At 67.2% G+C, this 25,818-nt stretch carries 25 protein-coding genes and 1 tRNA gene; 13 read left to right on the top strand and 13 right to left on the bottom strand.

From position 1 onward, the window contains the following. Window positions 1-76 precede the first annotated feature (76 nt). The gene (locus LXB15_RS20280) at window positions 77-736 is read left to right on the top strand and encodes a glutathione S-transferase family protein (protein ID WP_233950154.1); all 660 of its coding nucleotides are present in this window, start codon (window positions 77-79) and stop codon (window positions 734-736) included. Window positions 737-760: 24 nt separating this feature from the next. On the opposite strand, the gene LXB15_RS20275 is transcribed toward LXB15_RS20280, so the two are convergent. Further along, on the bottom strand, window positions 761-1,405 hold the full coding sequence (locus LXB15_RS20275) for a LysE family translocator (protein WP_233950153.1): 645 nt from the start codon (window positions 1,403-1,405) through the stop codon (window positions 761-763). A gap of 207 nt (window positions 1,406-1,612) precedes the next feature. On the opposite strand from LXB15_RS20275, the gene LXB15_RS20270 reads away from it, so the two are divergent. Both LXB15_RS20270 and LXB15_RS20265 read left to right on the top strand, forming a co-directional pair. After that, complete coding sequence (locus LXB15_RS20270) at window positions 1,613-2,833, top strand: argininosuccinate synthase (protein ID WP_233950152.1); 1,221 nt, start codon at window positions 1,613-1,615, stop codon at window positions 2,831-2,833. 10 nt (window positions 2,834-2,843) lie between these two features. Continuing rightward, window positions 2,844-3,830, top strand: a complete 987-nt coding sequence (locus tag LXB15_RS20265) for a hypothetical protein (RefSeq protein ID WP_233950151.1) — start codon at window positions 2,844-2,846, stop codon at window positions 3,828-3,830. Between the two features lie 122 nt (window positions 3,831-3,952). Here LXB15_RS20265 and LXB15_RS20260 read toward each other — a convergent pair whose 3' ends face one another. Continuing rightward, the gene (locus tag LXB15_RS20260) at window positions 3,953-5,746 is read right to left on the bottom strand and encodes an L-lactate permease (protein WP_233950150.1); all 1,794 of its coding nucleotides are present in this window, start codon (window positions 5,744-5,746) and stop codon (window positions 3,953-3,955) included. A gap of 165 nt (window positions 5,747-5,911) precedes the next feature. Between LXB15_RS20260 and LXB15_RS20255 the strand changes: the two genes are divergently transcribed. From LXB15_RS20255 to LXB15_RS20240, 4 genes are all read left to right on the top strand, one after another. After that, window positions 5,912-6,922, top strand: a complete 1,011-nt coding sequence (locus LXB15_RS20255) for an LLM class flavin-dependent oxidoreductase (RefSeq protein ID WP_233950149.1) — start codon at window positions 5,912-5,914, stop codon at window positions 6,920-6,922. A gap of 209 nt (window positions 6,923-7,131) precedes the next feature. After that, window positions 7,132-8,346, top strand: coding sequence for a hypothetical protein (locus LXB15_RS20250; RefSeq protein WP_233950148.1), 1,215 nt, complete (start codon window positions 7,132-7,134; stop codon window positions 8,344-8,346). Next, window positions 8,343-8,930 carry a protein-S-isoprenylcysteine O-methyltransferase gene (locus LXB15_RS20245; RefSeq protein WP_233950147.1) on the top strand — a complete coding sequence of 196 codons (588 nt, stop codon included), beginning with the start codon at window positions 8,343-8,345 and terminating at the stop codon, window positions 8,928-8,930. The genes LXB15_RS20250 and LXB15_RS20245 overlap by 4 nt, the downstream gene beginning before the upstream one ends. 83 nt (window positions 8,931-9,013) lie before the next feature. Next, window positions 9,014-10,153: a site-2 protease family protein gene (locus LXB15_RS20240; protein ID WP_233950146.1), complete on the top strand. Its 1,140-nt coding sequence runs from the start codon at window positions 9,014-9,016 to the stop codon at window positions 10,151-10,153. Here LXB15_RS20240 and LXB15_RS20235 read toward each other — a convergent pair. Beyond that, complete coding sequence (locus LXB15_RS20235) at window positions 10,150-11,382, bottom strand: multidrug effflux MFS transporter (RefSeq protein WP_370640251.1); 1,233 nt, start codon at window positions 11,380-11,382, stop codon at window positions 10,150-10,152. The genes LXB15_RS20240 and LXB15_RS20235 overlap by 4 nt on opposite strands. 114 nt (window positions 11,383-11,496) lie before the next feature. Continuing rightward, the gene (locus LXB15_RS20230) at window positions 11,497-11,994 is read right to left on the bottom strand and encodes a MarR family winged helix-turn-helix transcriptional regulator (protein WP_233950144.1); all 498 of its coding nucleotides are present in this window, start codon (window positions 11,992-11,994) and stop codon (window positions 11,497-11,499) included. Window positions 11,995-12,152: 158 nt separating this feature from the next. On the opposite strand from LXB15_RS20230, the gene LXB15_RS20225 reads away from it, so the two are divergent. Beyond that, a complete protein-coding gene (locus LXB15_RS20225) occupies window positions 12,153-14,210 on the top strand; it encodes a M3 family metallopeptidase (protein WP_233950143.1) in 2,058 nt (685 codons plus the stop codon). Between the two features lie 136 nt (window positions 14,211-14,346). Further along, the gene (locus tag LXB15_RS20220; protein WP_233950142.1) at window positions 14,347-15,930 is read left to right on the top strand and encodes an alkaline phosphatase; all 1,584 of its coding nucleotides are present in this window, start codon (window positions 14,347-14,349) and stop codon (window positions 15,928-15,930) included. Window positions 15,931-15,961: 31 nt separating this feature from the next. Here the strand turns inward: LXB15_RS20220 and LXB15_RS20215 are convergent, their stop codons facing one another. Next, window positions 15,962-16,150 (bottom strand): hypothetical protein, encoded by a 189-nt coding sequence (locus tag LXB15_RS20215; RefSeq protein WP_233950141.1) that lies wholly within the window; start codon window positions 16,148-16,150, stop codon window positions 15,962-15,964. A 212-nt stretch (window positions 16,151-16,362) separates the two neighbouring features. On the opposite strand from LXB15_RS20215, the gene typA reads away from it, so the two are divergent. After that, window positions 16,363-18,189, top strand: a complete 1,827-nt coding sequence (gene typA / locus LXB15_RS20210; RefSeq protein WP_233950140.1) for a translational GTPase TypA — start codon at window positions 16,363-16,365, stop codon at window positions 18,187-18,189. A 97-nt stretch (window positions 18,190-18,286) separates the two neighbouring features. Here the strand turns inward: typA and LXB15_RS20205 are convergent, their stop codons facing one another. Then, on the bottom strand, window positions 18,287-19,567 hold the full coding sequence (locus LXB15_RS20205) for an MFS transporter (protein ID WP_255696623.1): 1,281 nt from the start codon (window positions 19,565-19,567) through the stop codon (window positions 18,287-18,289). 88 nt (window positions 19,568-19,655) lie between these two features. Further along, a tRNA-Ala gene (locus LXB15_RS20200) sits at window positions 19,656-19,731 on the bottom strand. A gap of 151 nt (window positions 19,732-19,882) precedes the next feature. Here LXB15_RS20200 and LXB15_RS20195 point away from each other — a divergent pair. Together LXB15_RS20195 and LXB15_RS20190 are read left to right on the top strand one after the other, a co-directional pair. Continuing rightward, entirely contained in the window at window positions 19,883-20,185 is a 303-nt protein-coding gene (locus LXB15_RS20195) for a YggT family protein (protein ID WP_233950139.1), read from the top strand. Continuing rightward, window positions 20,182-20,511, top strand: a complete 330-nt coding sequence (locus LXB15_RS20190) for a DUF167 family protein (RefSeq protein WP_233953266.1) — start codon at window positions 20,182-20,184, stop codon at window positions 20,509-20,511. Before LXB15_RS20195 ends, LXB15_RS20190 begins: the two co-directional genes overlap by 4 nt. Window positions 20,512-20,668: 157 nt before the next feature. On the opposite strand, the gene LXB15_RS20185 is transcribed toward LXB15_RS20190, so the two are convergent. The 3 genes from LXB15_RS20185 to LXB15_RS20175 all read right to left on the bottom strand — a co-directional run bounded on the left by LXB15_RS20185 (window position 20,669) and on the right by LXB15_RS20175 (window position 22,197). Continuing rightward, window positions 20,669-20,818, bottom strand: coding sequence for a DUF1127 domain-containing protein (locus tag LXB15_RS20185; RefSeq protein WP_183209036.1), 150 nt, complete (start codon window positions 20,816-20,818; stop codon window positions 20,669-20,671). Window positions 20,819-21,050: 232 nt separating this feature from the next. Next, on the bottom strand, window positions 21,051-21,587 hold the full coding sequence (gene ppa / locus LXB15_RS20180) for an inorganic diphosphatase (protein ID WP_233950138.1): 537 nt from the start codon (window positions 21,585-21,587) through the stop codon (window positions 21,051-21,053). A 103-nt stretch (window positions 21,588-21,690) separates the two neighbouring features. Further along, complete coding sequence (locus LXB15_RS20175) at window positions 21,691-22,197, bottom strand: GNAT family N-acetyltransferase (protein WP_233950137.1); 507 nt, start codon at window positions 22,195-22,197, stop codon at window positions 21,691-21,693. 290 nt (window positions 22,198-22,487) lie between these two features. Between LXB15_RS20175 and LXB15_RS20170 the strand changes: the two genes are divergently transcribed. Beyond that, entirely contained in the window at window positions 22,488-23,696 is a 1,209-nt protein-coding gene (locus tag LXB15_RS20170; protein ID WP_233950136.1) for an aminotransferase class V-fold PLP-dependent enzyme, read from the top strand. A gap of 9 nt (window positions 23,697-23,705) precedes the next feature. Here the strand turns inward: LXB15_RS20170 and LXB15_RS20165 are convergent, their stop codons facing one another. The 3 genes from LXB15_RS20165 to LXB15_RS20155 all read right to left on the bottom strand — a co-directional run bounded on the left by LXB15_RS20165 (window position 23,706) and on the right by LXB15_RS20155 (window position 25,762). Next, a complete protein-coding gene (locus LXB15_RS20165; RefSeq protein ID WP_233950135.1) occupies window positions 23,706-24,404 on the bottom strand; it encodes an HAD family hydrolase in 699 nt (232 codons plus the stop codon). A gap of 103 nt (window positions 24,405-24,507) precedes the next feature. Then, entirely contained in the window at window positions 24,508-25,293 is a 786-nt protein-coding gene (locus LXB15_RS20160; protein ID WP_233950134.1) for a glutamine amidotransferase, read from the bottom strand. Window positions 25,294-25,297: 4 nt separating this feature from the next. Beyond that, window positions 25,298-25,762: a TerB family tellurite resistance protein gene (locus LXB15_RS20155; RefSeq protein ID WP_233950133.1), complete on the bottom strand. Its 465-nt coding sequence runs from the start codon at window positions 25,760-25,762 to the stop codon at window positions 25,298-25,300. Window positions 25,763-25,818 lie beyond the last annotated feature (56 nt).

Below are 25,818 nucleotides of genomic sequence, written 5' to 3'. Positions count from 1 at the left end.
GGCCGGTCACCCTCCCGACCCGGGCCCTCGTCCCGCGGGCCTTGCCGAAACCCGCTCGCACGGCAGATTGGCGCCGATGATCACCATCCACCACCTGAACAATTCCCGCTCGCAGCGCATCCTCTGGATGCTGGAGGAGCTCGGGGTCCCGTACGAGGTCAAGCGCTACGAGCGGGGCAAGGACATGCAGGCGCCCAAGGCGATGCGGCAGATCCATCCGCTCGGCAAGTCGCCGATCCTCACCGACGGCGCCCGCACCATCGCCGAGACCGGCGCCATCGTCGAATACATCCTCGCCCGCCACGGCGAGGGGCGGCTGATGCCGCCGAACGACACCGAGGACTACTGGCAGGCCCGCCACTTCCTGCATTACGCCGAGGGATCGGCGATGCCGCCGCTGTTCCTGATGCTGGTGCTGCAGATGATCCCGGCGCGCGCGCCGTTCTTCGTGCGCCCGCTCCTCAAGGCGTCGATGCAGAAGGTCGACGAACTGCTGGTGCTGCCGCAGCTGAAGCTGCATCTCGACCACTGGGAGCATTCGCTCGGCGCGACCGGCTGGTTCGCCGGTCCGGAGATTTCCGTCGCCGACATCATGATGAGCTTCCCGGTCGAGGCCGCCGCCCAGCGCTTCGGCTACGAGGACCGGCCGCGCCTGCGCGACTTCCTGCTGCGCATCCATGCCCGCCCGGCCTTCCGCCAGGGGCTGAAGCGCGGCGGCCCCTACGCCTACGCCTGACAGCGGAGACCTGGCGCGCCGGCGTCAGTGCCCCTGGGTCGTCAGGATTTTCACCGCGAAAGCCGAGAACACGCTGGCGAAGATCCAGTCGATGGCGCGCGTGATCTTCGGGCGGCGCTTCAGCGTGGCCGCGAGCTTGTCCGCCGCGACGATCATCGCCAGGGCGAACGGCGTCGCGAAGAGGATGAAGTAGACCCCCAGGAAAAACAGCTTGCCGGCCGCATCGGGATCGCCCACCGCCACGAACTGCGGCAGGAAGGTCACGAAGAACAGGATGATCTTCGGGTTGGAAAGGTTGATGCCGATGCCGGTCAGCCAGCTGGCGATCAGCGACGGCTTCTTCATCTTGCCCGTCGCATCGACCTTGAAGCTCGAGCCGGAGCGGATCGCCTGGACGGCAAGGAAGATGAGGTAGCCGGCGCCGACGATCTTCAGCAGCAGGAAGGCTTCCGGTGAAGCGGCGATCAGGGCCGAAAGCCCGATGGCGGCCAGGGTGGTGTGAATGAGAGAGCCGGTGGAGGCACCGACATAGGCGGCGATCCCCGCCGCGCGCCCGCCCGCCAGCGTCCGGCCGAGAAACAGCGTCATGTCCGGCCCGGGCGTGATGGTCAGCACGAAGCAGGCGATGGAAAAGGCGACGAGGGTCGGCAGATCGGGCAGGAAGGTCATGGCGGCTCTCGCCTGCTGGCCGCGGAAAGCGGCGGGACCGGGACAGGATCGCCCGCGCGGGCGTACCGGTCAGCAGCTTTATGCCGCCGCCCCGGCGATGGCCAGAGGCATTCGCCACGAGTCACCGGCATCAGCCGGCCGCCGCCGTTTCCCTCCGGCCGCGCTTTGCGCTAGAGGCGGTGCAAACGCCACGACGGAAGAGTTCACATGGTACAGCATCGCAACGTCAAGAAGGTCGTGCTCGCCTATTCGGGCGGGCTCGACACCTCGATCATCCTGAAATGGCTGCAGACCGAATACGGCGCCGAGGTGGTCACCTTCACCGCCGATCTCGGCCAGGGCGAGGAGCTCGAGCCGGCCCGCAAGAAGGCCGAGATGATGGGCGTCAAGGAGATCTATATCGACGACGTCCGCGAGGAATTCTGCCGCGACTTCGTCTTCCCGATGTTCCGTGCCAATGCGGTCTACGAGGGCACCTACCTGCTCGGCACCTCGATCGCCCGGCCGCTGATCTCCAAGCGCCTCGTCGAGATCGCCCACGAGACCGGTGCCGACGCCATCGCCCACGGCGCCACCGGCAAGGGCAACGACCAGGTGCGGTTCGAACTGTCGGCCTACGCGCTCGACCCGGACATCAAGGTGATCGCGCCCTGGCGCGAATGGGAGTTCAAGTCGCGCACCGACCTCGTCGAGTTCGCCGAGAAGAACCAGATCCTCGTCTCCAAGGACAAGCGCGGCGAGGCGCCGTTCTCGGTCGACGCCAACCTCCTGCACTCCTCCTCCGAGGGCAAGGTGCTCGAGGATCCGAACGTCGCGCCGCCGCCTTACGTCTTCCAGCGCTCGGTCAGCCCCGAGGATGCGCCGGACAAGGCGACGACGATCACCATCGGCTTTGCCAAGGGCGACCCGGTCTCGATCGACGGCAAGACGATGAAGGCGCATGAGCTGCTGGCGGCGCTGAACGATCTCGGCCGCGACAACGGCATCGGCCGGCTGGACCTCGTCGAGAACCGCTTCGTCGGCATGAAGTCGCGCGGCATCTACGAGACGCCGGGCGGGACCATCCTCTTGGTCGCCCACCGCGCCATGGAGTCGATCACCCTCGACCGCGGCGCCGGCCACCTCAAGGACGAGCTGATGCCGCGCTATGCGGAGCTGATCTACAACGGCTTCTGGTTCTCCCCCGAGCGCGAGATGCTGCAGGCGGCGATCGACCACAGCCAGCAGCATGTCGAGGGCACGGTGACGCTGAAGCTCTACAAGGGCAATGTCATCGTCGAGGGCCGCGCCTCGCCGAAATCGCTCTATTCCGACGCGCTGGTCACCTTCGAGGACGACCACGGCGCCTACGACCAGAAGGACGCCGCCGGCTTCATCCGCCTGAACGCCCTGCGCCTGCGCACGCTGGCCAAGCGCGACGGGCGGTAACGCGGCAACAATGGCCGTCGGACTTAAAGCACAGAAAACTCTTTGGGGGCGGGCAGCGGGGCGCTGTTCGTTACCTGAGTGTCGAGCGGTTGTGTTTGAAGATGACCTACTTGCTGGCAGCCCAACGCTCGTGGGAGAAAACTGTCACATCGTCTCTGACTCGGATATCGGTCCGCGCGCCAATCCGAATATGCGGCAGATCGACCGAGATTCTTACCCAAATCTCATACTATGCTGCCGCAACCACCATAGGGTCATCGACGCGCAAACAGATAAGTACACGGTCGACGAACTCCACCGGATTAAATTCGAACATGAACAGTGGGTTGCGCATACTCTCAATATTGATCGAGAGAGATTATTATCTGATGAAACATATGCTGGTTATGTAGAAAATTGGGAGAAACTCGCCCACGTTAATGACTGGGATGTCTGGACAAGCCACATGCTTGGCAGCGGAATCCCTTCGATATTCAGGGATGTAGATATCGATCACGACAAACTGCGCCGATGGCTTCTAGCGCGGGTCTGGCCAGGTAAATCGATCGAACTTGAGCGCGCCTTTATCAATTTTAGGCTTATATTATCGGATTTGCACGAGGTATTCCATAGACACTCAGTTCGCCGAGGCGATATGCTATGGACAGAGCAGTTTTACAAGATAAAAAGTTGGGATCCGGATTTATATCATTCTCTTCATCGGAAATTTTTATATCATGTCGATCTCGTTGAAGATCTCGTTTTGGAGCTAACTCGCGCCGGTAATTTAATCTGCGAGCGAGTACGCGGAGCGATCTCGCCAAATTATCGTCTCGAAGAGGGCCATCTCGTAATCGAGTCTGGCCCTGATATGAATTTTAACTTTGTCAGAGCTGTGGTGTCATATTCGGACGATGAGAAGCTTCTCGATATGCCTTACCCTGGACTAGAGGGATTTAAGATTATTCGGACTAACCGAGATAGGTACTACGGAGCAGGCTTAGAGCCGATCGTATAATTGCATTCTGCATGCTCGTACATAAACTCGATGATATTCCCGTTGTCGATGTTCGATTGTAACAAAAAGGCCCGGCGGATTGCTCCGCCGGGCCTTTTTCTGTTCGGTACGGTGGCCGCCGCTTATTCCGCCGGCACCGGCGCGCCCGCGACGGTCTTCTGGCGGCCCTTGTTGAAGGCCATGGCAGCCAGCACCGCCGCCAGCCAGACCACCGCCAGGATGCCCCAGAACCCGCCATAGATCAGCGCCATGCCGATCAGGCCGGCCTGCACGACGTAGTAGGCCATGGGGATCAGCGTCATGCGGATCACCTCGCCCTCGCGGTCCGTGAGGCCGACCACCGCCGAGGCGGCGACGACGTTGTGGACGCAGATCATGTTGCCGGCGGCGCCGCCTACGGCTTGCAGCGTGACGACGATCATCGCGCCCGCAGCGCCGAGGCCAATCTGTTCCGCCGCGGAGAACTGGAACAGCGAGAACATCATGTTCGACACCGTGTTCGACCCGGCGATGAACGCGCCGAGCGCACCGAGCAGCGGGGCGAACAGCGGCCAGGCCGAGCCCGCGACGCTGGAGACGCCCTCGGCGAGCACCAGCGGCATCGACTCCATCGGGCCGCGGCCGGTGTTGAGGAACACCTGCACCATCGGCACCGCCAGCAGCAGAGCCGGGGCGGCGGCGACCATGGTCTTGGCCGAGCCGGCCCAGGCCCGTGCATAGGCCTTGCCGCTCATCCTGAAGATCAGCACCGACAGCAGCGAGGCGATGATCAGCACGGTGCCCGGCGAATAGAGCAGCTGCGCCGTCGCGTTGATCCCCGAGCCGAACAGGTCGTTGAAGGCGAGCGTCGCCTCCGGCGAGGTCAGCGCCGCCTTCAGCGGCGCGATGACACGGGTGAGCACCAGCAGGACCGCGATGATCAGATAGGGCGACCAGGCCCGCAGCAGCGAGATCTGCGCGCCGCCGTCCCGCGCCGCGATGACCTCCTCGGCCTCAGCCGCCTTCAGCGTGCCAAACCAGTGGCCGTTCCAGCCGGCGCGCTCGGGAAACTCGAACCGGTCCTTCGGCAGCAGGAAGCCGCGGCGGGCCGCCGGCACGACGATCAGAAGGCCGATGAGGCCACCGAGCAGCGACGGAAACTCGGGGCCGAGCAGCCAGGCCACGAGATAATACGGGACCGTGAAGGCGAAGCCGGCGAACAGCGCGAACTTCCAGACCCGGAAGCCTTCCATGAACGACCGGTTGGCGCCGAAGAAGCGGGTCAGCATGCCGACCATGATCAGCGGGATGACGAAGCCGACCAGGGCATGCACCATCGCGACATTGGCGGCGACGGCATAGACGTAGTCGATCAGCGGCATCGGCGCGATCGAGGCCAGCACGCCCTCGTTGCCGCCGAGGCCGGTGTTGACGCCGACCAGCATCGGCGTGCCGACGGCGCCGAACGAGACCGGCGTCGACTGGATGATCAGCGTCACCAGGACGGCGGCCATGGCCGGGAAGCCGATCGCCACCAGCAGCGGCGCGGCGACGGCGGCGGGCGTTCCGAATCCGGACGCGCCCTCGATCATCGAGCCGAACAGCCAGGCGATGATGATCGCCTGGATGCGCCGGTCCGGCGAGAGTTCGGTGAAGCCGCGGCGGATGGCCCGGATCGCACCGCTCTCGTGCACGGTCTGCAGAACCAGGATCGCACCGAAAATGATGAACAGCAGTGTGAGGGCCGTGACGAGGCCGTTGATGGTAGCGCCGGCGACGGTGCCGACGGCCTGGTCCCAGACGGTCAGGGCGAGCGCTGCCGTCGCCAGATAGGCGATCAGCATCGCCAGTTTTGCTGATCGTCGCATGACCACCAGCAGCAGAAAGACGATCGCGATCGGCAGCAGCGCCATCGCGAACAGGAAACCAGAGCCCATGACATACCTCCCGGAATGTTCCTCACCTGGGTTCCTAGTTTCCGGTCGGCGGTTTCAATGCAAGCCTGATTGTTCACATTACGGATCAATCTGCGTTCATACCCTTTGTTGCGAGGCGCTTTCGTCGCCACCTTAGACCAAAGTTCAACCTTCGAAGGCCGTCCCATGGTTCCCTACAGCGTTCTCGACCTTTCCCCGATTCCGGAAGGCGGCACGGCCGCGGATGCGCTGCGCAACTCGGCGGCGCTGGCGCGGCACGCCGAAGCGCTCGGCTACCGGCGCTTCTGGATGGCCGAGCACCACAACATGACCGGCATCGCCAGCGCCGCTACCGCCGTGGCGCTCGGATACGTGGCGAGCCAGACCGCGACGATCCGGATCGGCGCGGGCGGGGTGATGCTGCCCAACCATGCGCCGCTGGTGATCGCCGAGCAGTTCGGCACCCTGGCGACGCTCTACCCCGACCGGGTCGATCTCGGCCTCGGGCGGGCGCCGGGCACCGACATGCTGACGGCACGGGCGCTGCGGCGCAGCCTCGACAATTCCGACAACTTCCCGCAGGACGTCGTCGAGCTGATCAGCTATTTCGAGCCCGCGGGGCCCGGCCAGAAGGTCCGGGCGATCCCCGGCGCGGGCACCAGGGTGCCGGTGTGGATCCTCGGCTCCAGCCTCTACGGCGCCCAGCTCGCGGCGCATCTCGGCCTGCCCTACGCCTTTGCCTCGCATTTCGCACCGGCCGCCCTCGACCAGGCGATCGAGGTCTATCGCGACACCTACCGCCCGTCAGAGCGCTGGCCGGATCCGCACTTCATGCTGGCGATCAACGTCTTCGCCGCCGACAGCGACGAGGAGGCCCGGATCCTGAAATCCTCGATGCAGCAGGCCTTCGTCAATCTGCGCACCGGTCAGGCGGGACCGTTGCCGCGGCCGGTGACGGATTTCGAGGCGCGGGTCGATCCCATGGCCAAGGCGATGGTCGACGATGCCCTGTCGGTGTCGGCGACCGGCTCGCCCGCCACGGTGCAGACCCAGCTCGCGAGGCTCGTCGAGACCTACCGGCCCGACGAGGTGATCCTCACCGGCCAGATCCACGACCATGCGGCCCGGCTGCGCTCCTTCACCATCGCCGCGGAGGCGATGAAGCCGATAGGGGCCGCGCACGAGGCCGCTGCCTGACGCACGGCGCCCATGATCGGCCTCGATCGCGGGCGCCGTCTGGCAGACATGTCTCACCTACCAATAATTCGTGGCTTGAGCCCTGAAAGATTAGGCGCTTAGCTTCTCACGCCGGATCGGCTGGGTTAGGCAGCCGTTGCGCGGACGCCGCGACGGCGGTTCGCCGGGAGAACTCGGCCCGCGTGCCGCTAGGCAGGATGGGTGAGAGTATGATCGAAAAGCGGCTCGTATTCCTGTTTCCGGGTTTCGAGCCGTTGCGCGCCGACGCGCAGGTCGAGCGGTTCCAGCGGGCGGCGAAACGCTCGGCGGCCGTGTGGGGTGCCGAACTGGCGCTGTCCACCCCCCGCACCGATGGCTCCGGATCATCGCCCTTCTCGACGTTCGACGCGACCCTGTCCGGGCCCGGCTACCGAACAGACACCGAGATCGTCGTCTGCGACTGGAGCGACCTGATCCGCGCCTATGCGGCGCGTCCCGTCCTCACCCGCCTGGTCACGGGCCTCGTTGCCCTCGGCGACTTTCTGGTGACGGGCACGGTGTTCCGGTATTTGCGGACGAGCTGGCGCTACGGCTTCTTCTATGCGTTTCCGCTCGCCATGCTGCTGTTCGCGCTGGTGCCGGCGCTGTTCGCCTTCAGCTGGCTGGCCTGGCTCGTTCCCGGCGCGCCGGGGGTTCTGGCGGGACTGGCCGCGGCGGCTCTCGTCGCCGCCGCGCTGCTGCACTGGGTGAACCGGCGGCTGCATCTGCTAGTCGCCCTCGACGACTGGGCGATGGCCCGCGATTTCTGCCGTGGCCGCAATCCCCTCATATTGGCGCGGATCGAGCGACAGGCGGCGGAAATCCGGCGCCGCAGCGCGGCGAGCGATGCCGAGGAGATCGTCTTCGCGGCCCACAGCCTGGGGGCCAGCCTGGCGATCCTCGCCATCGACCGGGCGATCCGCGACGGCCTGCCGGTCCACCGGGAGCACGTCCTGACCGTCGGCTCGAGCCTGCTGAAGACCGCGCTCCACCCCGCCGCCCGCGACCAGCGCGACGCGGTCCGCCGGCTCGTCGTCGACCGCCAGCTGCCCTGGGTCGACTGCCAGGGTCTGTCCGACCCGATCAACTTCTACAAATCCAATCCGGCGACCTCGCTCGGCATCGCCGACGGCCGCACCCCCGTGGTGATCCGCGTCCGCTTCAAGCATCTGGTCCGGCCCGAGACCTACCGGCGGATCAAGCGCGACTTCTTCCGGCTGCATCGCCAGTTCGTGCTCGCGGTCGAGCAGCGGTGCGCCTACTCGTTCCACATGCTGCTGCTGGGTCCTCGTCCGATGGCGGATTTTGCCGCCACCGGGACGGTCGCCCTGCCCCCGCTTGCGGCCACGGCGCCGATGACCCCGGATCTGCCGGCACCGCGTGCGGCGACTGGTGGCACCCGATGAGCCCGGCCCTCGCCGGCAGCATCCTCTGGGTGCTGATGGTCGTCGGCTGGTACGTCATCCGCTACCCGTTCGAGCGGCGGGCGAAGCGCCGGCGGGTCGAGCGCACCCGCCGCGGCGCCGCCGAGACGCTGCGCATGGTGATCTCGTTCAGCGGGCTCGGCCTCGTGCCGGGAATCTGCGTGGCCACCGGCTGGCCGGAATTTGCCCGCACCGACCCCTCCTGGTGGCAGATCGGGCTCGGCGCGCTGGCGATGGTCCTGGCGCTCGTCCTGTTCCGCAAGACCCACAAGGCGCTCGGCCGGATGTGGTCGGTGTCGCTCGACATCCGCGAGAAGCACGAGCTGGTGACGTCGGGCATCTACCGGCGGCTTCGCCACCCGATGTACACCGCCTTCTGGACCATGGCGCTGGCGCAGGCGCTGCTCGTGCCGAACTGGATCGCCGGCCTTGCGGGACTCGTCGGCTTCGGCACCCTGTTCTTCTTCCGCATCGGCCCGGAGGAGCGGATGATGGAGGAGACCTTCGGCGAGGCCTATCGCGACTATTGCCGGAAGACCGCGCGGATCATCCCCGGGGTGTTCTGACCAGCGGCCGGGTGAAAGACGCGACGGCAGGCGCCATATCCGGCCCCTGACCCCGTGCCAGTCTTTCCCGTCGGGAGTTGCCCATGCCCTGGTCCCTCACCATCGGTCGCCTGTTCGGATCGGAGATCCGGGTCCACGTCACCTTCCTGTTGCTGCTGCTCTGGATCGGCGTTTCCGCCTATCAGGACGGCGGCCAGGCGGCGGCGATCGAGGGCGTGGCCTTCATCCTCGCGATCTTCGCCTGCGTCGTCGCACACGAGTTCGGCCACGCGCTCGCGGCAAGGCGCTACGGCATCGCCACGCCGGACATCACGCTGCTGCCCATCGGCGGCGTCGCCCGGCTGGAGCGCATGCCCGAACGGCCGCGCGAGGAGATCGTCGTCGCGCTCGCCGGCCCGGCGGTCAACGTCGTCATCGCGGCGGTGCTGTTCCTGGTGCTCGGGGCGCGCTTCGATGCCGCCTCGGTCGCGGCGCTGGACGATCCCGCCGCCGGCTTCCTGGCGCGGGTCGCCACGGTCAACGTCTTCCTCGTCCTGTTCAACCTGATTCCGGCCTTTCCGATGGACGGCGGACGGGTGCTGCGCGCCCTGCTGGCGATCCGCTACGACCGGGCGACGGCCACCCGCTATGCGGCGCGGGCCGGACAGGTCCTCGCCTTCGGCTTCGGCTTCTGGGGCCTGACCACGGGCAATGTCTTCCTCGTCTTCATCGCGGTGTTCGTCTATCTCGCGGCGGCCGGCGAGAGCTACCAGGTGGGCATGGAGGATGCCGGGCGGACGGTCTCCGCCCGCGAGGCGATGATTACCCGCTTCGAGACGCTCGGTCCGCAGGCGACGCTCGCCAACGCGGCCGAAGCGCTGATCCGCACCACCCAGCACGAGTTCCCGGTGGTCGACGGCGCCGGCCAGCTGCGCGGCATCCTGACACAGAAGGCGCTGATCCAGGCGCTGGCGCGCACCGGCCGTGACACGCCCGTGGTCGAGGTAATGGTGCGCGACGTGCCGACCATCCGCGAGAACGCCGCCCTCTCCTTCGCGATGAACAGGATGCGCGAGCAGGACGCTCCGGCGCTCGGCGTCGTCGACCGCGACGGCCGGCTGGTCGCCTACATCACGCCGGAGAATATCGCCGAATACATGCTGCTCGCCCAGGCCGGCGGCGTCGGACGGCGGCGGCCGTCACTGGCGGGGAACGGCCCGTTCGACCCGCCACGAAACGGCTAGTCGCCCGCGCCGCGCGGCAGTTCCGGGGCCGGCACCAGCGGCCGCGGCTCCGGCAATGCCGCCGGCGCGCTGGCGCGATGCACGAGATAGGCGCTTATCGCCGTCAGGCCGAGGCCGGGGATGATGATCTGCGTCGCCAGGACCGGCTCGCCGATCAGCGCGGCCAGCGCGCTGCCGGCGAGCCCCGCACCGGTCTGGATGAAGCCCATCATCGCCGCCGCCGCCCCCGCCATATCCCGGAACGGCGCCAGCGAGGCGGTTGTCATGGCCGGCATGACGAAGGCGATGCCGAAGGCATAGAGCCCGACCGGCGCCATGACCGACAGATATGATATCGGCAGGAGCGCGATCGACAGCGCCAGCGCCGCGCTGCCCGCCGCGATGAAGCCGAGGCCGACCGGCACCAGCCGGTAGGCGCTGGTGCGCGCCATGGCGTAGCGCACGGCCAGCGAGCCGCCGAGGAACATGCCGGACTGGGCCAGCATGCCGACGCCGAACTGGGTGGGCGATAGCCCCGCCCGGTCGATCAGCACGAAGGGCAGCACCGTCGCCAGCGTGTACAGCGCGCCGACCGCACCGGCGACCGTGAGGCTGGTCGCCAGGAACTGCCGGTGCGTGGCGAGCCGCCCGTAAGCCCGCAGGATCGCGCCCGGCCGGATGCGCGAGCGGTCCGGCGTCCCGGTCTCGCGCATGAAGCCCAGCGTCACGCCGACGACGATCAGGCCGCAGAGCATCATCAGCACGAAGATCGCGTTCCAGCCGGCCAGCGCCAGGGTCAGGCCGCCCAGCGTCGGCGACACCGCCGGTCCGATGGCCAGGATGATGCCGATGGCGTTCATGATCTGCGACGATGTCTCGCCGGAGAACTGGTCGCGGACGATCGCCCTGGCCGTCGTCACGCCCACCGAGGCGCCGATCCCCTGCAGCAGCCGCGCCGCGATCAGCGTCTCGACGTTCGGCGCCGCCACCGCCAGCGCCGAGCCGGCGACATAGACGACCATGAAGGCGAGCGTCGCGAACCGCCGGCCGAAGGCGTCGGAGACCGGACCACAGACCAGCTGGGTCAGCGCGAAGCCGGCGAAATAGACCGACAGCGTCAGCTTGATCATCGATTCGGTGGTGCCGAATTCGTCGACCAGCACCGGCATGGCCGGGGTGTAGAGCGCCAGCGAAATCGGGCCGATCGCCACCAGGCACCCGCCGATCAGGGCGGTCCGGCGCTGCGACATCGTCGCCGGCGGGACGGTGGAAGGGGGCAAGGCAAGCTCCGGATTTGGTCGAACGCAACACGACCGGCGCGCCTGCCGGACGCGCCGGTCCTGCCGGGATGCGGAAGGGATTTTTTAGGCGCTGCGGGGCAGCGGCAGCGCCGGATCCTGGCGCTCGGCGCCGACGATCTGCGGGTCGTTGGTGAGATTGGCGCGGATGCGCTGCAGCAGTTCGTCGACCACCGCGCGCTCCTCCTCGCTGAAGCCGCTCACGGTCTGCTCGTAGAGCGCGACGGCGACCGGCCTGACCTCGGTGAACACCTTCTCGGCCGCCGGCGTCGGCCGCACGACCTTGGCGCGGCGATCCGACGGATCGACCGTCCGGCTGATCAGCCCGCGGATCTCCAGCCGGTCGAGATAGGCCGACAGCGTCATCGGCTCGACCCCCATGCGCTCGGCCAGGACGGCCTGGCGGGTACCCTCGAAGCGCGCGACATAGGCCAGCGCGCGGATCTCGCCGGGCGTCAGTTCGAGGCCGGCCTCGACCACCACCTTCTCGAACGCCTGGCGAAACAGCCGTGCCGCGTCGACCAGCAGGAAGCCCAGGGAATTGCTCGGGAGAAGTTGGGTCATTGTCGTCAGCACTCGCATTGACCACGTGAAGCGGCAGAACCATCGCCGCGGCATCATGGGACGGCTATCGATAGTGGATCGCGCCGTGCCCTATAAGTACACAATCGATCAAACCGAACCTAATCGAAATACGCCTCGACGAGAAACGAAAGCTCCGAATGAACGCCATCCCCGCCGCCGCCATCCCGGATTCCGCCATCGCCTTCGGGGAAGAGGGCGCCCTGCCCGATTTCGCGGCGATCCAGCCGGAAGCCTTCCTGCCGGCCTTCGAGGCGGCCATGGCAGCCCATCGCGCGGAGATCGCCGCCATCGCCGGTGATCCTGCAGCGCCCAGCTTCGACAACACGCTCGGCGCGCTGGAGCGGGCTGGCAAGCGCCTGGGCGAGGTGGCACGAATCTTCTTCGCCCTGGCCGGCGCCCACACCGACGCCGCTCTGCAGGCGGTGGAACGCGACGTTTCTCCGGCGCTCGCCCGCCACAGCTCCGCCATCGCGCTCGACGCCGAACTGTTCGCCCGCATCGACGACCTCCACCGGCGCCGCGACACGCTCGAAGGCCTTTCCGACGAGGACCGGCGGCTGCTCGACCGGACGCATGCGGACTTCGTGCGCGCCGGCGCCCGGCTGGTCGGCGACGACCGCCAGCGCCTCGCCGAGATCGACGCGGCGCTCTCGACCCTCGGCACGCAGTTCTCCCAGAACGTGCTGGCCGACGAGCGCGACTGGGTGATGGCGCTCGGCACCGACGATCTCGCGGGGCTGCCGGACTATCTCGTCGCCGCGATGGCGGCGATCGCCGCCGAGAAGGCCATGGACGGCTACGCCCTGACGCTGTCGCGTTCCGTCGTCGTGCCGTTCCTCGCCTTCTCGACGCGGCGCGACCTGCGCGAGACCGCCTTCCGCGCCTGGACCAGCCGCGGCGAGAATGCCGGCCCCTCCGACAACCGCGCGATCATGGCCGAGATGCTGGCCCTGCGCGCCGAAAAGGCCCGCATGTTGGGCTTTGCCTCCTATGCCGCATACAAGCTCGACGACCAGATGGCGAAGACGCCGGCGGCGGTTCGCGGCCTCCTGGAGACGGTGTGGAGCCATGCCCGCGAACGCGCGCTGAAGGATGCCGCGTCGCTCGCCGCGCTCGCGGCCGCCGAGGGCGACAACAGCCCGATCGAGCCCTGGGACTGGCGCTTCTACGCCGAGCGGCGGCGGCAGGCGGAGTTCGATCTCGACGAGACCCAGCTGAAGCCGTATTTCCAGCTGGACCGGATGATCGACGCCGCCTTCGACGTCGCCGGGCGGCTGTTCGGCCTCGCCTTCGAGCCGATGCCGGAAGCGAAAGCCTGGCACCCCGACATCCGCGTCTGGCGCGTCCGCGACCGCGACGGGCGGGAGCGCGGCATCTTCATCGGCGACTATTTCGCACGCGCATCGAAGCGCTCCGGCGCATGGATGAGCGCACTGCGCGGCCAGCACAAGATCGAGGGCGGACAGCTGCCGGTGATCTACAACGTCTGTAATTTCGCCCGGCCCGCCGAGGGCGAGCCGGCGCTGCTGTCGCTCGACGACGCCCGCACGCTGTTCCACGAATTCGGCCACGCGCTGCACGGCCTGCTTTCCGACGTCACCTGGCCCTCGCTCGCCGGCACCTCCGTCTCGCGCGACTTCGTCGAATTGCCCTCGCAGCTGTTCGAGCACTGGCTGACCGTGCCCGAGATCCTCGAGAAGCACGCGATCCACGCCAGGACCGGCGCGGCGCTGCCGCGCGCCCTGCTCGACAAGCTGCTGGCGGCGCGGACCTTCGACGCCGGCTTCGACACGGTCGAGTACACGTCCTCGGCGCTGGTCGATCTCGGCCTGCACGAGACCGCGGAGGCCCCCGGGGATCCGCTCGAGGCCGAGCGGGCGATGCTGGAGCGGCTCGGCATGCCGCGCGCCATCGCCATGCGCCACCGCTCGCCGCACTTCGCCCATATCTTCGCCGGCGACGGCTATTCGGCGGGCTACTATTCCTACATGTGGTCGGAAGTGCTGGACGCCGACGCCTTCGAGGCCTTCGGGGAGACCGGCGACCCGTTCCACGAGGCGACCGCCGCGCGGCTGCTCGAGCACGTCTACTCGGCCGGCAACAGCCGCGACGCCGCGGTGCTCTACACCGCCTTCCGCGGCCGGATGCCGAGCCCGGACGCGCTCCTGCGCAAGCGCGGCTTCGTCGCCGGCTGATCAGGACCCGCAGGAAAAGGGCTTTAGTTCAGGCCACAGCGCAGTTTGGAACGACTCGAAATCTTCGCATGGCTGCAATCGCGCTGCCATGCGAACCATCGAAGGTGCGGGCCTCTTTCCTCTGGAGTCTGTTCCGATGTCATCTGCCCGCTTCCCGCTGTCGCGCCGTCATTTCCTCGCCTCCTCGGGCGCCGCCGCCCTGGTTGCCGGCTCCGGTCTTGCCATGCCGGCGATCAGCCGCGCCGCGAGCCGCCCGAGCTTCACCCATGGCGTCCAGACCGGCGACGTCGACGCCACCTCCGGCATGATCTGGACGCGGGTCGACCGCCCGTCGCGCATCGACGTCGAGTGGGCAACGACCGAGAGCTTTTCCAACAGCCGCAAGCTCTCCGGCCTGACGACGCTGCCGGAATCCGACTTCACCATGAAGCGGCTGATCGACGGCCTGCCGTCCGACCAGGAGATCTTCTGGCGCGCCGTCGCCACCGACCTCAGCGACGTCAACGCCACCGCCGAGCCGATCGTCGGCCGCTTCCGCACCGCGCCCGCGGCGCGCCGCTCGGTTAAGTTCACCTGGTCCGGCGACACGGTCGGCCAGGGCTGGGGCATCGACGAAAGCCGCGGCGGCATGAAGGCCTACGCCACCATGGCGCGCCACGAGCCGGACTTCTTCCTGCATTCCGGCGACACGATCTATGCCGACGGCCCGCTGAAGGAGAGCGTCGAGCTGCCCGACGGCAGCGTCTGGAAGAACATCCTGATCCCGGAGAAGGAGAAGGTCGCCGAGACGCTGGCGGAGTATCGCGGCCAGTGGAAATACAACCTGATGGACGCCAACGTGCAGGCGATGAACGCCCGCGTGCCGACCTTCTTCCAGTGGGACGACCACGAGGTCGTCAACAACTGGTCCTCGGGCAAGGACCTCTCCGCCGACGACCGCTACAGCGTCAAGGATATCGGCCTGCTCAACGCGCGGGCTTCGCGTGCCTTCCACGAGATGACGCCGATCGGCTACGTGCCGGCGGAGCCCGGCCGGGTCTACCGCAAGATCGCCTACGGGCCGCTGCTCGACATCTTCTTCCTCGACCTCCGGTCCTACCGCGATGCCAACAACGAGGGGCTGCAGGCCGAAACCGGCGACGGCACCACGATGATGGGGCGCGAGCAGATCGTCTGGCTGAAGCGGGAGCTGGCCAACTCGCGGGCGACCTGGAAGGTCATCGCCTCCGACATGCCGATCGGCCTCGTCGTCTGGGACAAGGTCGGCGACAAGAGCCTCGTCGAGGCGATCGCCCAGTCGGACGGCGGCGCGCCAAAGGGCCGCGAGCTGGAATTCGCCGACCTGCTGCGCTTCATCAAGTCGGCGGGGATCACCAACACGGTCTGGCTCACCGCCGACGTCCACTACACCGCCGCCCACCACTACAGCCCCGACCGGGCGGCGTTCCAGGATTTCGAGCCGTTCTGGGAGTTCGTCTCCGGCCCGATCCATGCCGGCAGCTTCGGCCCCAACGACCTCGACATGACCTTCGGCCCGGAACTGCGCTACGTGAAGGCGCCGAGCGAGGAACAGGGGCAGAACCTCAGCCCGGCCTCCGGCCTGCAGTTCTTCGGCATCGTCGACATCGACGGGGACAGCGAGCAGATGACCGTCCGGCTGATGGACGCCGACGACCAGGAACTGTGGAAGACCACGCTCGATCCCGTCCGGCAGGGCTAACCGTTCCGGCAAGCGATACGCCGGTTGCCTCTCAGGCGTTCGGCGTATCGCGACCGTCGGGTTCCTTCGCCACACCTTTGAAGGGGCCCGGCGACTCCTTGCGCTGCATGAACTGTCCGGTCCGCTCGTCCCGCTTCTGCCAGTCGCCGTTCTTCTGTTGGAACTGGGTGCGGGCGGTTACCGCACCGCGTCGAAAGCCTTCACCGGTATTCCGCGCCATTGCCGCTTCTCCTTGCGAACGAATCAGCCTTACCGAAGGGAATGTTCTCTCGATGTTCCCGGGCGGTCAACCGAGCCGCGATCGCAATAGCGGCGAGCATACCCACGTTCTGCTTTCGCAACTGCACAAAATGGTGTAAGAGCAAGCCATCAGTGCCGGGCGGAGCGTTTTCGACGTTCCACCGCGGCCTTACTTTGTTTCCGGTGACCCTTATGAAACTCCGCAACATCGCGATCATCGCGCATGTCGATCATGGCAAGACGACTCTCGTCGACAATCTGCTCGCCCAGTCCGGCACGTTCCGAGAAAACGAGCGGCACGACGAGCGCGCGATGGATTCCAACGACCTCGAAAAGGAACGTGGCATCACGATCCTCGCCAAGGCGACGTCGGTGGAGTGGAACAACACCCGCATCAACATCGTCGACACGCCGGGCCACGCCGATTTCGGCGGCGAGGTCGAGCGCATCCTCAACATGGTGGACGGCGCGGTCATCCTCGTCGACGCCTCCGAGGGTCCGATGCCGCAGACCAAGTTCGTGCTCGGCAAGGCGCTGAAGGTCGGACTTCGGCCGATCGTCGCGATCAACAAGATCGACCGCACCGACGAACGCCACCAGGAAGTCCTGAACGAGATTTTCGACCTGTTCGTCTCGCTCGACGCGACCGAGGAGCAGCTCGACTTCCCCGTGCTCTACGGCTCCGGCCGCGCCGGCTGGATGGCCACCGAGCCGGAAGGCCCGCAGGACCAGGGCCTGACGCCGCTGTTCGAGATGATCCTCAAGCACGTGCCGGAGCCGGACACCGCCGGCAAGGACGAGCCGTTCAAGATGATCGGCACGATCCTCGAGGCCAACCCGTTCCTTGGGCGGCTGATCACCGGCCGCATCCAGGCCGGCTCGATCAAGCCGAACCAGGCGGTGAAGGTGCTCGACAGCAGCGGCAAGCAGCTGGAAACCGGCCGCATCTCCAAGATCCTCGCCTTCCGCGGCCTCGACCGCGTGCCGCTCGACTACGCCGAGGCGGGCGACATCGTCGCCATTGCCGGGCTTTCGAAGGGCACCGTCGCCGACACGTTCTGCGATCCGGCCGTCACCGAGCCGCTGCACGCCCAGCCGATCGATCCGCCGACCGTCACCATGTCCTTCCTCGTCAACGACTCGCCGCTCGCCGGCACCGAGGGCGACAAGGTCACCAGCCGCGTCATCCGCGACCGTCTCCTCAAGGAGGCCGAGGGCAACGTCGCGCTGAAGATCGAGGAAGCCGCCGACCGCGACTCCTTCTACGTCTCCGGCCGCGGCGAGCTGCAGCTGGCGGTGCTCATCGAGACGATGCGCCGCGAGGGCTTCGAGCTCGGCATCTCGCGTCCGCGCGTCGTCATGCAGAAGGGCGAGAACGGCGAGATTCTCGAGCCGATCGAGGAAGTCGTCATCGACGTCGACGAGGAGCATTCCGGCGTCGTCGTCCAGAAGATGAGCGAGCGCAAGGCCGAGATGATCGCCCTGCGGCCGTCCGGCGGCGATCGCCAGCGCCTGGTCTTCCATGCCCCGACCCGCGGCCTCATCGGCTACCAGTCGGAGCTTCTGACCGACACGCGCGGCACGGCGATCATGAACCGGCTGTTCCACTCCTACGCGCCGTTCAAGGGCGAGCTGGCGGGCCGCAACACCGGCGTGCTGATCTCGACCGATGCCGGCGAGAGCGTCGCCTTCGCGATGTTCCACCTGGAGGACCGCGGTCCGATGGTCATCGAGGCGGGCGTCAAGGTCTATGCCGGCATGATCATCGGCATCCATACCCGCGAGAACGACCTCGAAGTGAACGTGCTGAAGGGCAAGAAGCTGACCAACATGCGCGCTTCCGGCAAGGACGAGGCGATCAAGCTGACCCCGCCGATCCGCATGACGCTCGACCGCGCGCTCTCCTGGATCCAGGACGACGAGCTGGTCGAGGTGACGCCGAAGACCATCCGGCTGCGCAAGCTGTATCTGGATTCCAACGAGCGCAAGCGCTTCGAGAAGAGCCGCAAGGCCGCCTGACCAGACTGGGGCTGACGAAACGGGGCCGCCGGAGGAAAGCCTCCGGCGGCCCTTTTGCGTTTTGCCGCCGCAGGGACGAGCCCGCCGCCGCGCCGGATCATTCCCGGCCGGCAAGACTCCGCGCCTGCCGCAAGCCCGGGAACATCCAGGCCCAGAGCCCGGCGACCCCCATCGTCGCCGCGCCGCCGATCACCACCGCCGGCACCGCCCCCAGCCAGAATGCCATCAGCCCGGCCCGAAACTCGCCGAGTTCGTTCGACGCGCCGATGAACACCATGTTGACGGCGTTGACCCGGCCGCGCACCTCGTCCGGCGTCCACAACTGCATCAACGTCTCGCGGACATAGACGCTGATCATGTCCGACGCCCCCATCATCACCAGCGCGACGACAGCCAGCCACGGCACCGTGGCGAGGCCGAACACCGTGGTGAAGGCGCCGAACAGGAAGACGAAGCCGAACATCAGCGCGCCGGCATGGTCCTTGATCGGATGGGCGGCGAGCCACACGGCCATCGTCACGGCGCCGATGCCGGGCGCCGCCCGCAGCAGGCCGAGACCCCACGGGCCGACGTCGAGCACGTCGCGCGCATAGACCGGCATCAGCGCCACCGCGCCGCCGAGCAGCACGGCGAAGAGATCCAGCGAGATCGCGCCGAGCACGATCTTCTCCGACCAGATGAAGCGGAAGCCGGCGACGATCGTCTCGATGCTGGCGGGCTCGTTGCTGCGCCGCTGCGCCGGCGCCGCGATCGACATGACCAGGATCGCCGCCGCCAGGAACAGCACCGTTCCGGTGGCATAGGCGGCGATGGGCGAGAGACCGTAGAGCAGGCCGCCCGCCACCGGCCCGACGATCGCCGCGATCTGCCAGGAGGAGGAGTTCCAGGCGATGGCGTTGGCGAGTTCCTGGCGCGTCACCAGGTTGACCACCAGCGACTGCGAGGCCGGGCCGAAGAACGCCCGGGCGATGCCGAAGCCGACGAGCACCGCGAACACCGGCAGCGGCGATGCGAGCCCGTGCCAGGTGAGCAGGAGCAGCGCCGAGGCGCCGACCGCCTCCACCAGGATCGCGAACCCCATGATCCGCCGCCGCGAGAACCGGTCCGCCGCCGACCCCGTGACCAGCACCAGGAGCAGCGCCGGCAGGAACTGGCAAAGGCCGACAAGCCCCAGATCCAGCGGATTGCGGGTCAGGTCGTAGATCTGCCAGCCGACCGAGACGACGACTATCTGGATCGCGAAGGTTGAGAAGAAGCGCGCCAGCCAGTAGCGCAGGAACTGCGGGTTGCGGAAGGCGGCGAAGCGATCGTCGTCGGGGACGGCGACCGGCGGGCCGTCAGGCGTCGCCCCGGATGCGGGACCGGTATGCTCGTTCACGCGCGCACCTGCCGTGGTCCGGGTCGTGCCGCCAGGGGCAGCCCGTCCAGGCCTGCGGGACATCCGGGAAGAGACAAGCACTGGCGAATGGTGGAGCTGAGCGGGATCGAACCGCTGACCTCGTCATTGCGAACGACGCGCTCTCCCAACTGAGCTACAGCCCCGTCCACCAGTGCGAGCGGCATTTAGTGCGCCGGACTCCACCCTGTCAACGACCAATCGCGGAACCGGCCCGCGCCGGCAGCCCGGCGTTGCTTGCGATTCCGGCGGGCGATGGCTACATCGGGGCAACCATCGCAAAGGTTCCGGATCTTCATGCTCGCAGTCACCTACGTGCTCTACCAGGCGCTCAACCTCTATTGGTGGATCGTCGTCGCCTCGGCCGTGCTCTCGTGGCTGTACGCCTTCAACATCGTCAACCCGGGCAATCCGTTCGTCGACTCGGTCGGGCGGTTCCTGTGGCAGCTGACCGAGCCGGTCTACCGGCGGATCCGGCGGGTGCTGCCGGACCTCGGCGGCATCGACCTGTCGCCGCTGGTCGTGCTCTTCGGCATCATGTTCCTGCAGTATCTCATCGTCTACTACATCAACCCGGCGATCATGCAGGCCGGCCTCTGACCACCGGGCCGACGACGGCCGGCTTCTACCGGCCTGTCGACGGCGGGGTTCTGGTCGAGGTCCGGCTGACGCCGAAATCGGCGTCCGACCGCATCGAGGGGACCGTCGCCGCGGCCGACGGATCGGTGCGGCTCAAGGCACGGGTGCGCGCCGTGCCCGAGGACGGCAAGGCCAATCAGGCGCTCGAAGTGCTGCTGGCCCGGGCGCTCGGCATGCCAAAGAGCGCCGTTGCCGTTGTCGCGGGCCATACCGCACGGTCGAAGACGCTGCGCGTCGACGGCGAGCCGAGCGCGATCGCCGCGGCCCTCAGGCTCCTGGCCGGATAGGCCGGCACACACCGACCCATCGCGACGCGCTCGTCCTGCCCGGCGGGGGACCGCGCCCGCCTGATCCCGACACGAAAAAGCCGCCCGGCCGAGTTGGCCGAGCGGCTTGATGTCTAACGTATTGCGAGCAGACCGCAGGCGCGGGCCGCCGGGCGCCTTAGCGGCGGCCGAAGCGAACGACGGAGGCGATGTCGCCGCGGTCGATGCCGATGTCCGCGAGCTCGCGGTCGTTCATCTGCTCGAGCTGGCGGATGTCGGCGCGATGGCTGCGGAAGGATTTGAAGCGGGATGCGAACTGACGAAGCATGGGAATTGTCCGGTTAAGAGAATCTGATGACCGTGAGATAAGGTACCGCGCTGCCTCTTAGGAGTGCATTTTACTGCACCTCTGTTGTGCAGTCTGCGCATGGCACGATCATAGTTCCTTCACCGGGCGTTAAACATTGTCGGCCGTCACAGCCGCGTCGGCCCGGCGAAACCAAAAAGGGGCGCGACGATTGCCCGTCGCGCCCCCTCATCCGATGCGGGTGAGAAGCGTCTCAGCCCTTCTTGGCGTCGAAGCGCTGCACCGCCTCGCCGATCAGCCGCTTGGCCATGCTGGCGTCGCCCCAGTCGCCGATCTTCACCCACTTGCCGGGCTCCAGATCCTTGTAGTGCTCGAAGAAATGCGCGACCTGCAGCAGCGTGATCTCGGGCAGGTCGCTGTACTCGGCGACGTTCTCGAAGCGACGCGTGATGTGCGGCGACGGCACGGCGATGATCTTCTCGTCCTGGCCGCTGTTGTCCTCCATGACGAGGACGCCGATCGGCCTGCAGTTGATCACGCAGCCCGGAAACAGCGGCCGCGTGTTGCAGATCAGGACGTCGATCGGGTCGCCGTCGTCCGACAGCGTGTGCGGCACGAAGCCGTAATTGCCCGGATAGGTCATCGGCGTATAGAGGAACCGGTCGACGACGAGGCAGCCGGCTTCCTTGTCCATCTCGTACTTGATCGGGTGGCCGCCGAGCGGCACCTCGATGATGACGTTGATGTCCTCCGGCGGATTGTTGCCGCGGGCAATCGCGTCGATGCGCATGATCTGTCCTTCTGTCGGTCTGAGGAAAAGTCGTGCGGGTGCTTACCGGCTGCAGCATTGCGGCGCAACAAGCCCGGCCGCTACGCGCCACGGCGCCCGCGCTTCAGTTCCAGAAGAAGGCGATCTTCGCCAGGTGCCGGCCGTCGAAGCTTTCGCCGCCTTCGGCGATGTCGGTCCCGCCGAGGCTGCGATAGAAGCCCACCGCCGTGTCGTTTTCCGCCAGCGCCCAGACCACGAGGCCGTGGAAGCCACGGTCGGCCAGAAGGTTGCGGGCGGACGCAAACAGTCGCCGGCCGAAGCCGAGGCCCTGGTATTCCGGCTTCAGGTAGATCTCGTAGATCTCGCCTCCGGCCTTGAAGGCACGGGTGCGGTTGCGGCCGATCGTCGCGTAACCGACCGTCTCACCACCGAAATCCACCACGAGAATACCGGCGCCGTTGCGCACGGCACGCGCCCACCAGCCGGCGTGCCGGCGGCTGATCATCTGGTTGAGGCAGCGATGCGGGATGATGCCGCGATAGGCGCCGCTCCACGCCGCTTCGTGAACCGCCGCGAGGGCAGCGGCGTCGCGTGCTTCGGCAAAACGGATCTCGGCAACAACGGTGGTCATCGATCGTTAACCATGTTCCGCCTGTTCCGATCCACTTTCATGCAGAAAAGATGAACCGGCTATCGCCGCCACAATCAAGATCGCGTGACGGGTGGGGGAGTCGGGAGCGGAGTTCTCCCCGGATATCGATCTGGGCGGTGTCATCCGCGATAATGCCGGCAATAAGTAAAATTTACTGGATTCGCAGAATTTACGATTTTACCTAAGGCAGCCGGGCCGCTACTAGGTTGAAAAACGGTCAGTGCGGGCACCTCTGACCAGAAGGCCCATGGCCGCAACGGGAGGTATCCATGCCGCACGGAATTCGACACCTGTTCATCCCTGGCCCGACGAACGTTCCCGACCGGGTTCGCCGGGCGATGAACGTTCCGATGGAGGACCAGCGGGCGCCGGACTTCCCGTCCCTGACGCTGCCGCTGTTCAGGGACCTCAAGACCGCCTTTCGCAACGAGAAGGGCCGCGTCTTCATGTATCCCTCTTCCGGCACCGGTGCCTGGGAAGCGGCGATCCAGAACACGCTGGCGCGCGGCGACAAGGTGCTAATGTCGCGCTTCGGCCAGTTCTCGCATCTGTGGTGCGAGATGGCGCAGCGGCTGGGGCTGGATGCGACGATCACCGACGTCGAATGGGGCGCCGGCGTGCCGCTCGAGGAGTACGAGAAGGTCATCGCCGCCGACCGCGATCGCGAGATCCGCGCCGTCTTCGTCACCCACAACGAGACCGCCACCGGCGTCACCTCGGACGTCAGGGGCGTGCGCAAGCTGCTCGACGCCCATTCCCACCCGGCGATGATCTTCGTCGACGGCGTGTCCTCGATCGCCTCGATCGACTTCCGCCAGGACGAATGGGGCGTCGATCTGGCGGTCGCCGGCTCGCAGAAGGGCTTCATGCTGCCGGCCGGCCTGTCGTTCCTGTCGGTGTCCGAGAAGGCGCTCGCGGCGAGCCGCGACAACCGGCCCAAGATGGACCGCAGCTATTTCTCCTTCGCCGACATGATCACCAACAACGACAACGGCTATTTCCCCTATACGCCGCCGACGCAGTTCTTCCACGGCCTGCGGACCGCTCTCGACATGCTGTTCGAGGAAGGGCTGGACAACGTCTTCGCCCGCCACCACCGGCTCGCCGAGGGCGTCCGGCGCGGCGTCGCGGGCATGGGCCTCAAGCTGCAGGCCGTCGCGCCGCAGTGGCATTCCGACACCGTCACCGCGATCCGCGTGCCCGAGGGCGTCGACGCCAACGCGGTGCTGAAGATCGCCTATGAGCGCTACAACACCTCCTTCGGCTCGGGCCTCGCCCGGCTCTCCGGCAAGGTGTTCCGCATCGGTCATCTGGGCGACCTCAACGAGGTGATGTGCCTGTCCGCCCTCGCTTCGGCCGAGATGGCGCTGGCCGACGCCGGCGCCCGCATCGAGCTCGGCTCGGGTGTCGCCGCGGCGCAGGCCTATTACCGCGAGCAGCATGCGGCCGCCGGCGAGAGCCGGGAAGCCGCCGAATAGTCGGCCCGCTCAGCCGAACTCGGCGAGCAGCGACGGGATCTCGCCGAGCCGGTCGACCTGCCGGAACAGCTTCTCGCCGACCGGCGGCTCGGCATGCTCGACCGCCCAGGTCAGAGCATGCGGCACATGCACACCGACACTGCCGGCGGCGATCGCCGGCAGCACGTCCGACTTCAGCGAATTGCCGATCATCATCGCCCGCTCGGGCCCGTCGCCATGGCGGGCGAACACCCGCCGGTAGGTCGCCGCGTTCTTGTCGCTGACGATCTCCACCGCGTCGAAATAGTCGCCGAGCCCGGAGGCCGCGAGCTTGCGCTCCTGGTCGAACAGATCGCCCTTGGTGACCAGCACCAGCCGGTATTGCCCGGCAAGGCCGGCCAGCGTCGGTTCGGCGTCCGGCAGGGTTTCCACCGGATGCGCCATCATCTCCCGTCCGGCATCGAGGATCTGCCGGATGGTTTCCGGCCCCGCCCGGTCGCCGGTGATGTCGAGCGCCGTCTCGATCATCGACAAGACGAAGCCCTTGATGCCGAATCCGTAATGGGAAAGGTTGCGCCGCTCCGCCGCCAGCAGCCGCTCCGACACGTGCGCTCCCTCGGCATGCGGCGCGAGGATCTCGCGGAACCGCGCCTCGGTGAGCTGGAAGAACTGCTCGTTCTGCCAGAGCGTGTCGTCGGCGTCGAAGCCGATCGTGGTCAGCCGCCGCATCGTCGAAGCCCTCCGCCGTCCGCGTCAGGCGACCGCGATACACCCGGGCCCCGGGAGGATTCAAGAACCTGCCGCAGGCGAAGATACTCGGCCTGCCGGCCGATCAGGCGTTCTTCGGCTCGCCGAAGATCCGGGCGAGGAATTCCTCCAGCCAGCGGCGCACCGGCGCGTCGTAGACTGCCCTGCCGTCGAAATGCTGGCGCCTTCCCTGCGCGCCCGCAAGATTCAGCCGCTCGTGGCCGCGCGTCGTCCAGCGATGCATCATCGCCAGCGTCAGCTCGGCATGGAACTGCACGCCATAGGCGGCCTTGCCGTAGCTGAACGCCTGGTTCGGGTACCAGTCGCCCTCGGCGAGGCGCCGCGCGCCGCTGGGCAGCTCGAAGCCTTCGCGGTGCCATTGATAGACCATGCCCGGCCAGTGCGGCATCAAGAGCCGGCCTTCGGTGGTCGCGCGCAGCGGATAGTAGCCGACTTCGGCGAGCCCCTCCGGGTGGGGCCCGACGCTCGCGCCGAGATGCTTGGCGAGCATCTGGGCGCCGAGGCAGATGCCGAGAAACGGCGTTTCCTCGCGCAGCGGCACGTCCATCCAGTCGACTTCACGGACGAGGTGCGGATCGGTGTCGTTGGCGCTGGGCGGGCCGCCGAAGACGATGGCGCCGCGATGCGCCTCCAGCGTCTCGGGCAGCGCGTCGCCCATTACCGGGCGTCTGATGTCGAGCCTGACGCCGTGCGCCTGGAGCACCTGGCCGACGCGGCCGGGGGTCGACGTCTCCTGGTGCAGCACCACGAGGACCGGTCGCGTGTCGGTCCCGTCGAGGCGATAATTGTGCCGCGCCGCGCTGGTCTCGACGGCGTTGGGCGCGCTGCTGTCGGTTTCCTGAAAGGCCATGGCGTCAGTCGGGATTCCCGCTCCGGTTCGCTGCCTCCCGTTTCATCAACATGCGATCCCTGGTGGAGACCGCGAGAAGCTCGGCGATCCGCCAGATCACGTTGTCCTCAAGCTCGTGGACCGACCCGTCGACATAGGTCACCTCCCACAGGAGCTCGATGAACCGGATGCGGCGCTCCTCGTCCAGCTCGGCCTTCAGCACCGAGGTGAAGCGGTAGAGATCTACCGCCTCGGCATCGGCCGCCTCGCCGGCCTCGGCGATCCGCCGGGTCTCGCCGGCGCTGAGGCCGAACTCCTCGGCGAGCACGTCGTGCAGGCGCTGGCGCTCCGCCGGCGTGACGATCCCGTCCGCGTCGATGACATGATAGAGCAGCGCCGCCGCCGCGACCCGCACGTCGTCGGCGCCGCGATCGTCCGCGCTGTCGTCGGTCCCGATTGACCGGATGAAATCTCGAAAGGCGTCGAACATCATTCCTCGCTGGCGTGCCGGCCATCGACGCGGCATGTGCGCATTCCAGGTGGGGT

Source organism: Aurantimonas sp. HBX-1, assembly GCF_021391535.1.
GTDB lineage: Bacteria > Pseudomonadota > Alphaproteobacteria > Rhizobiales > Rhizobiaceae > Aurantimonas.
The sequence above is the reverse complement of the archived record's forward strand: the minus strand, read 5'-3'. Positions and strand labels throughout refer to the sequence as shown.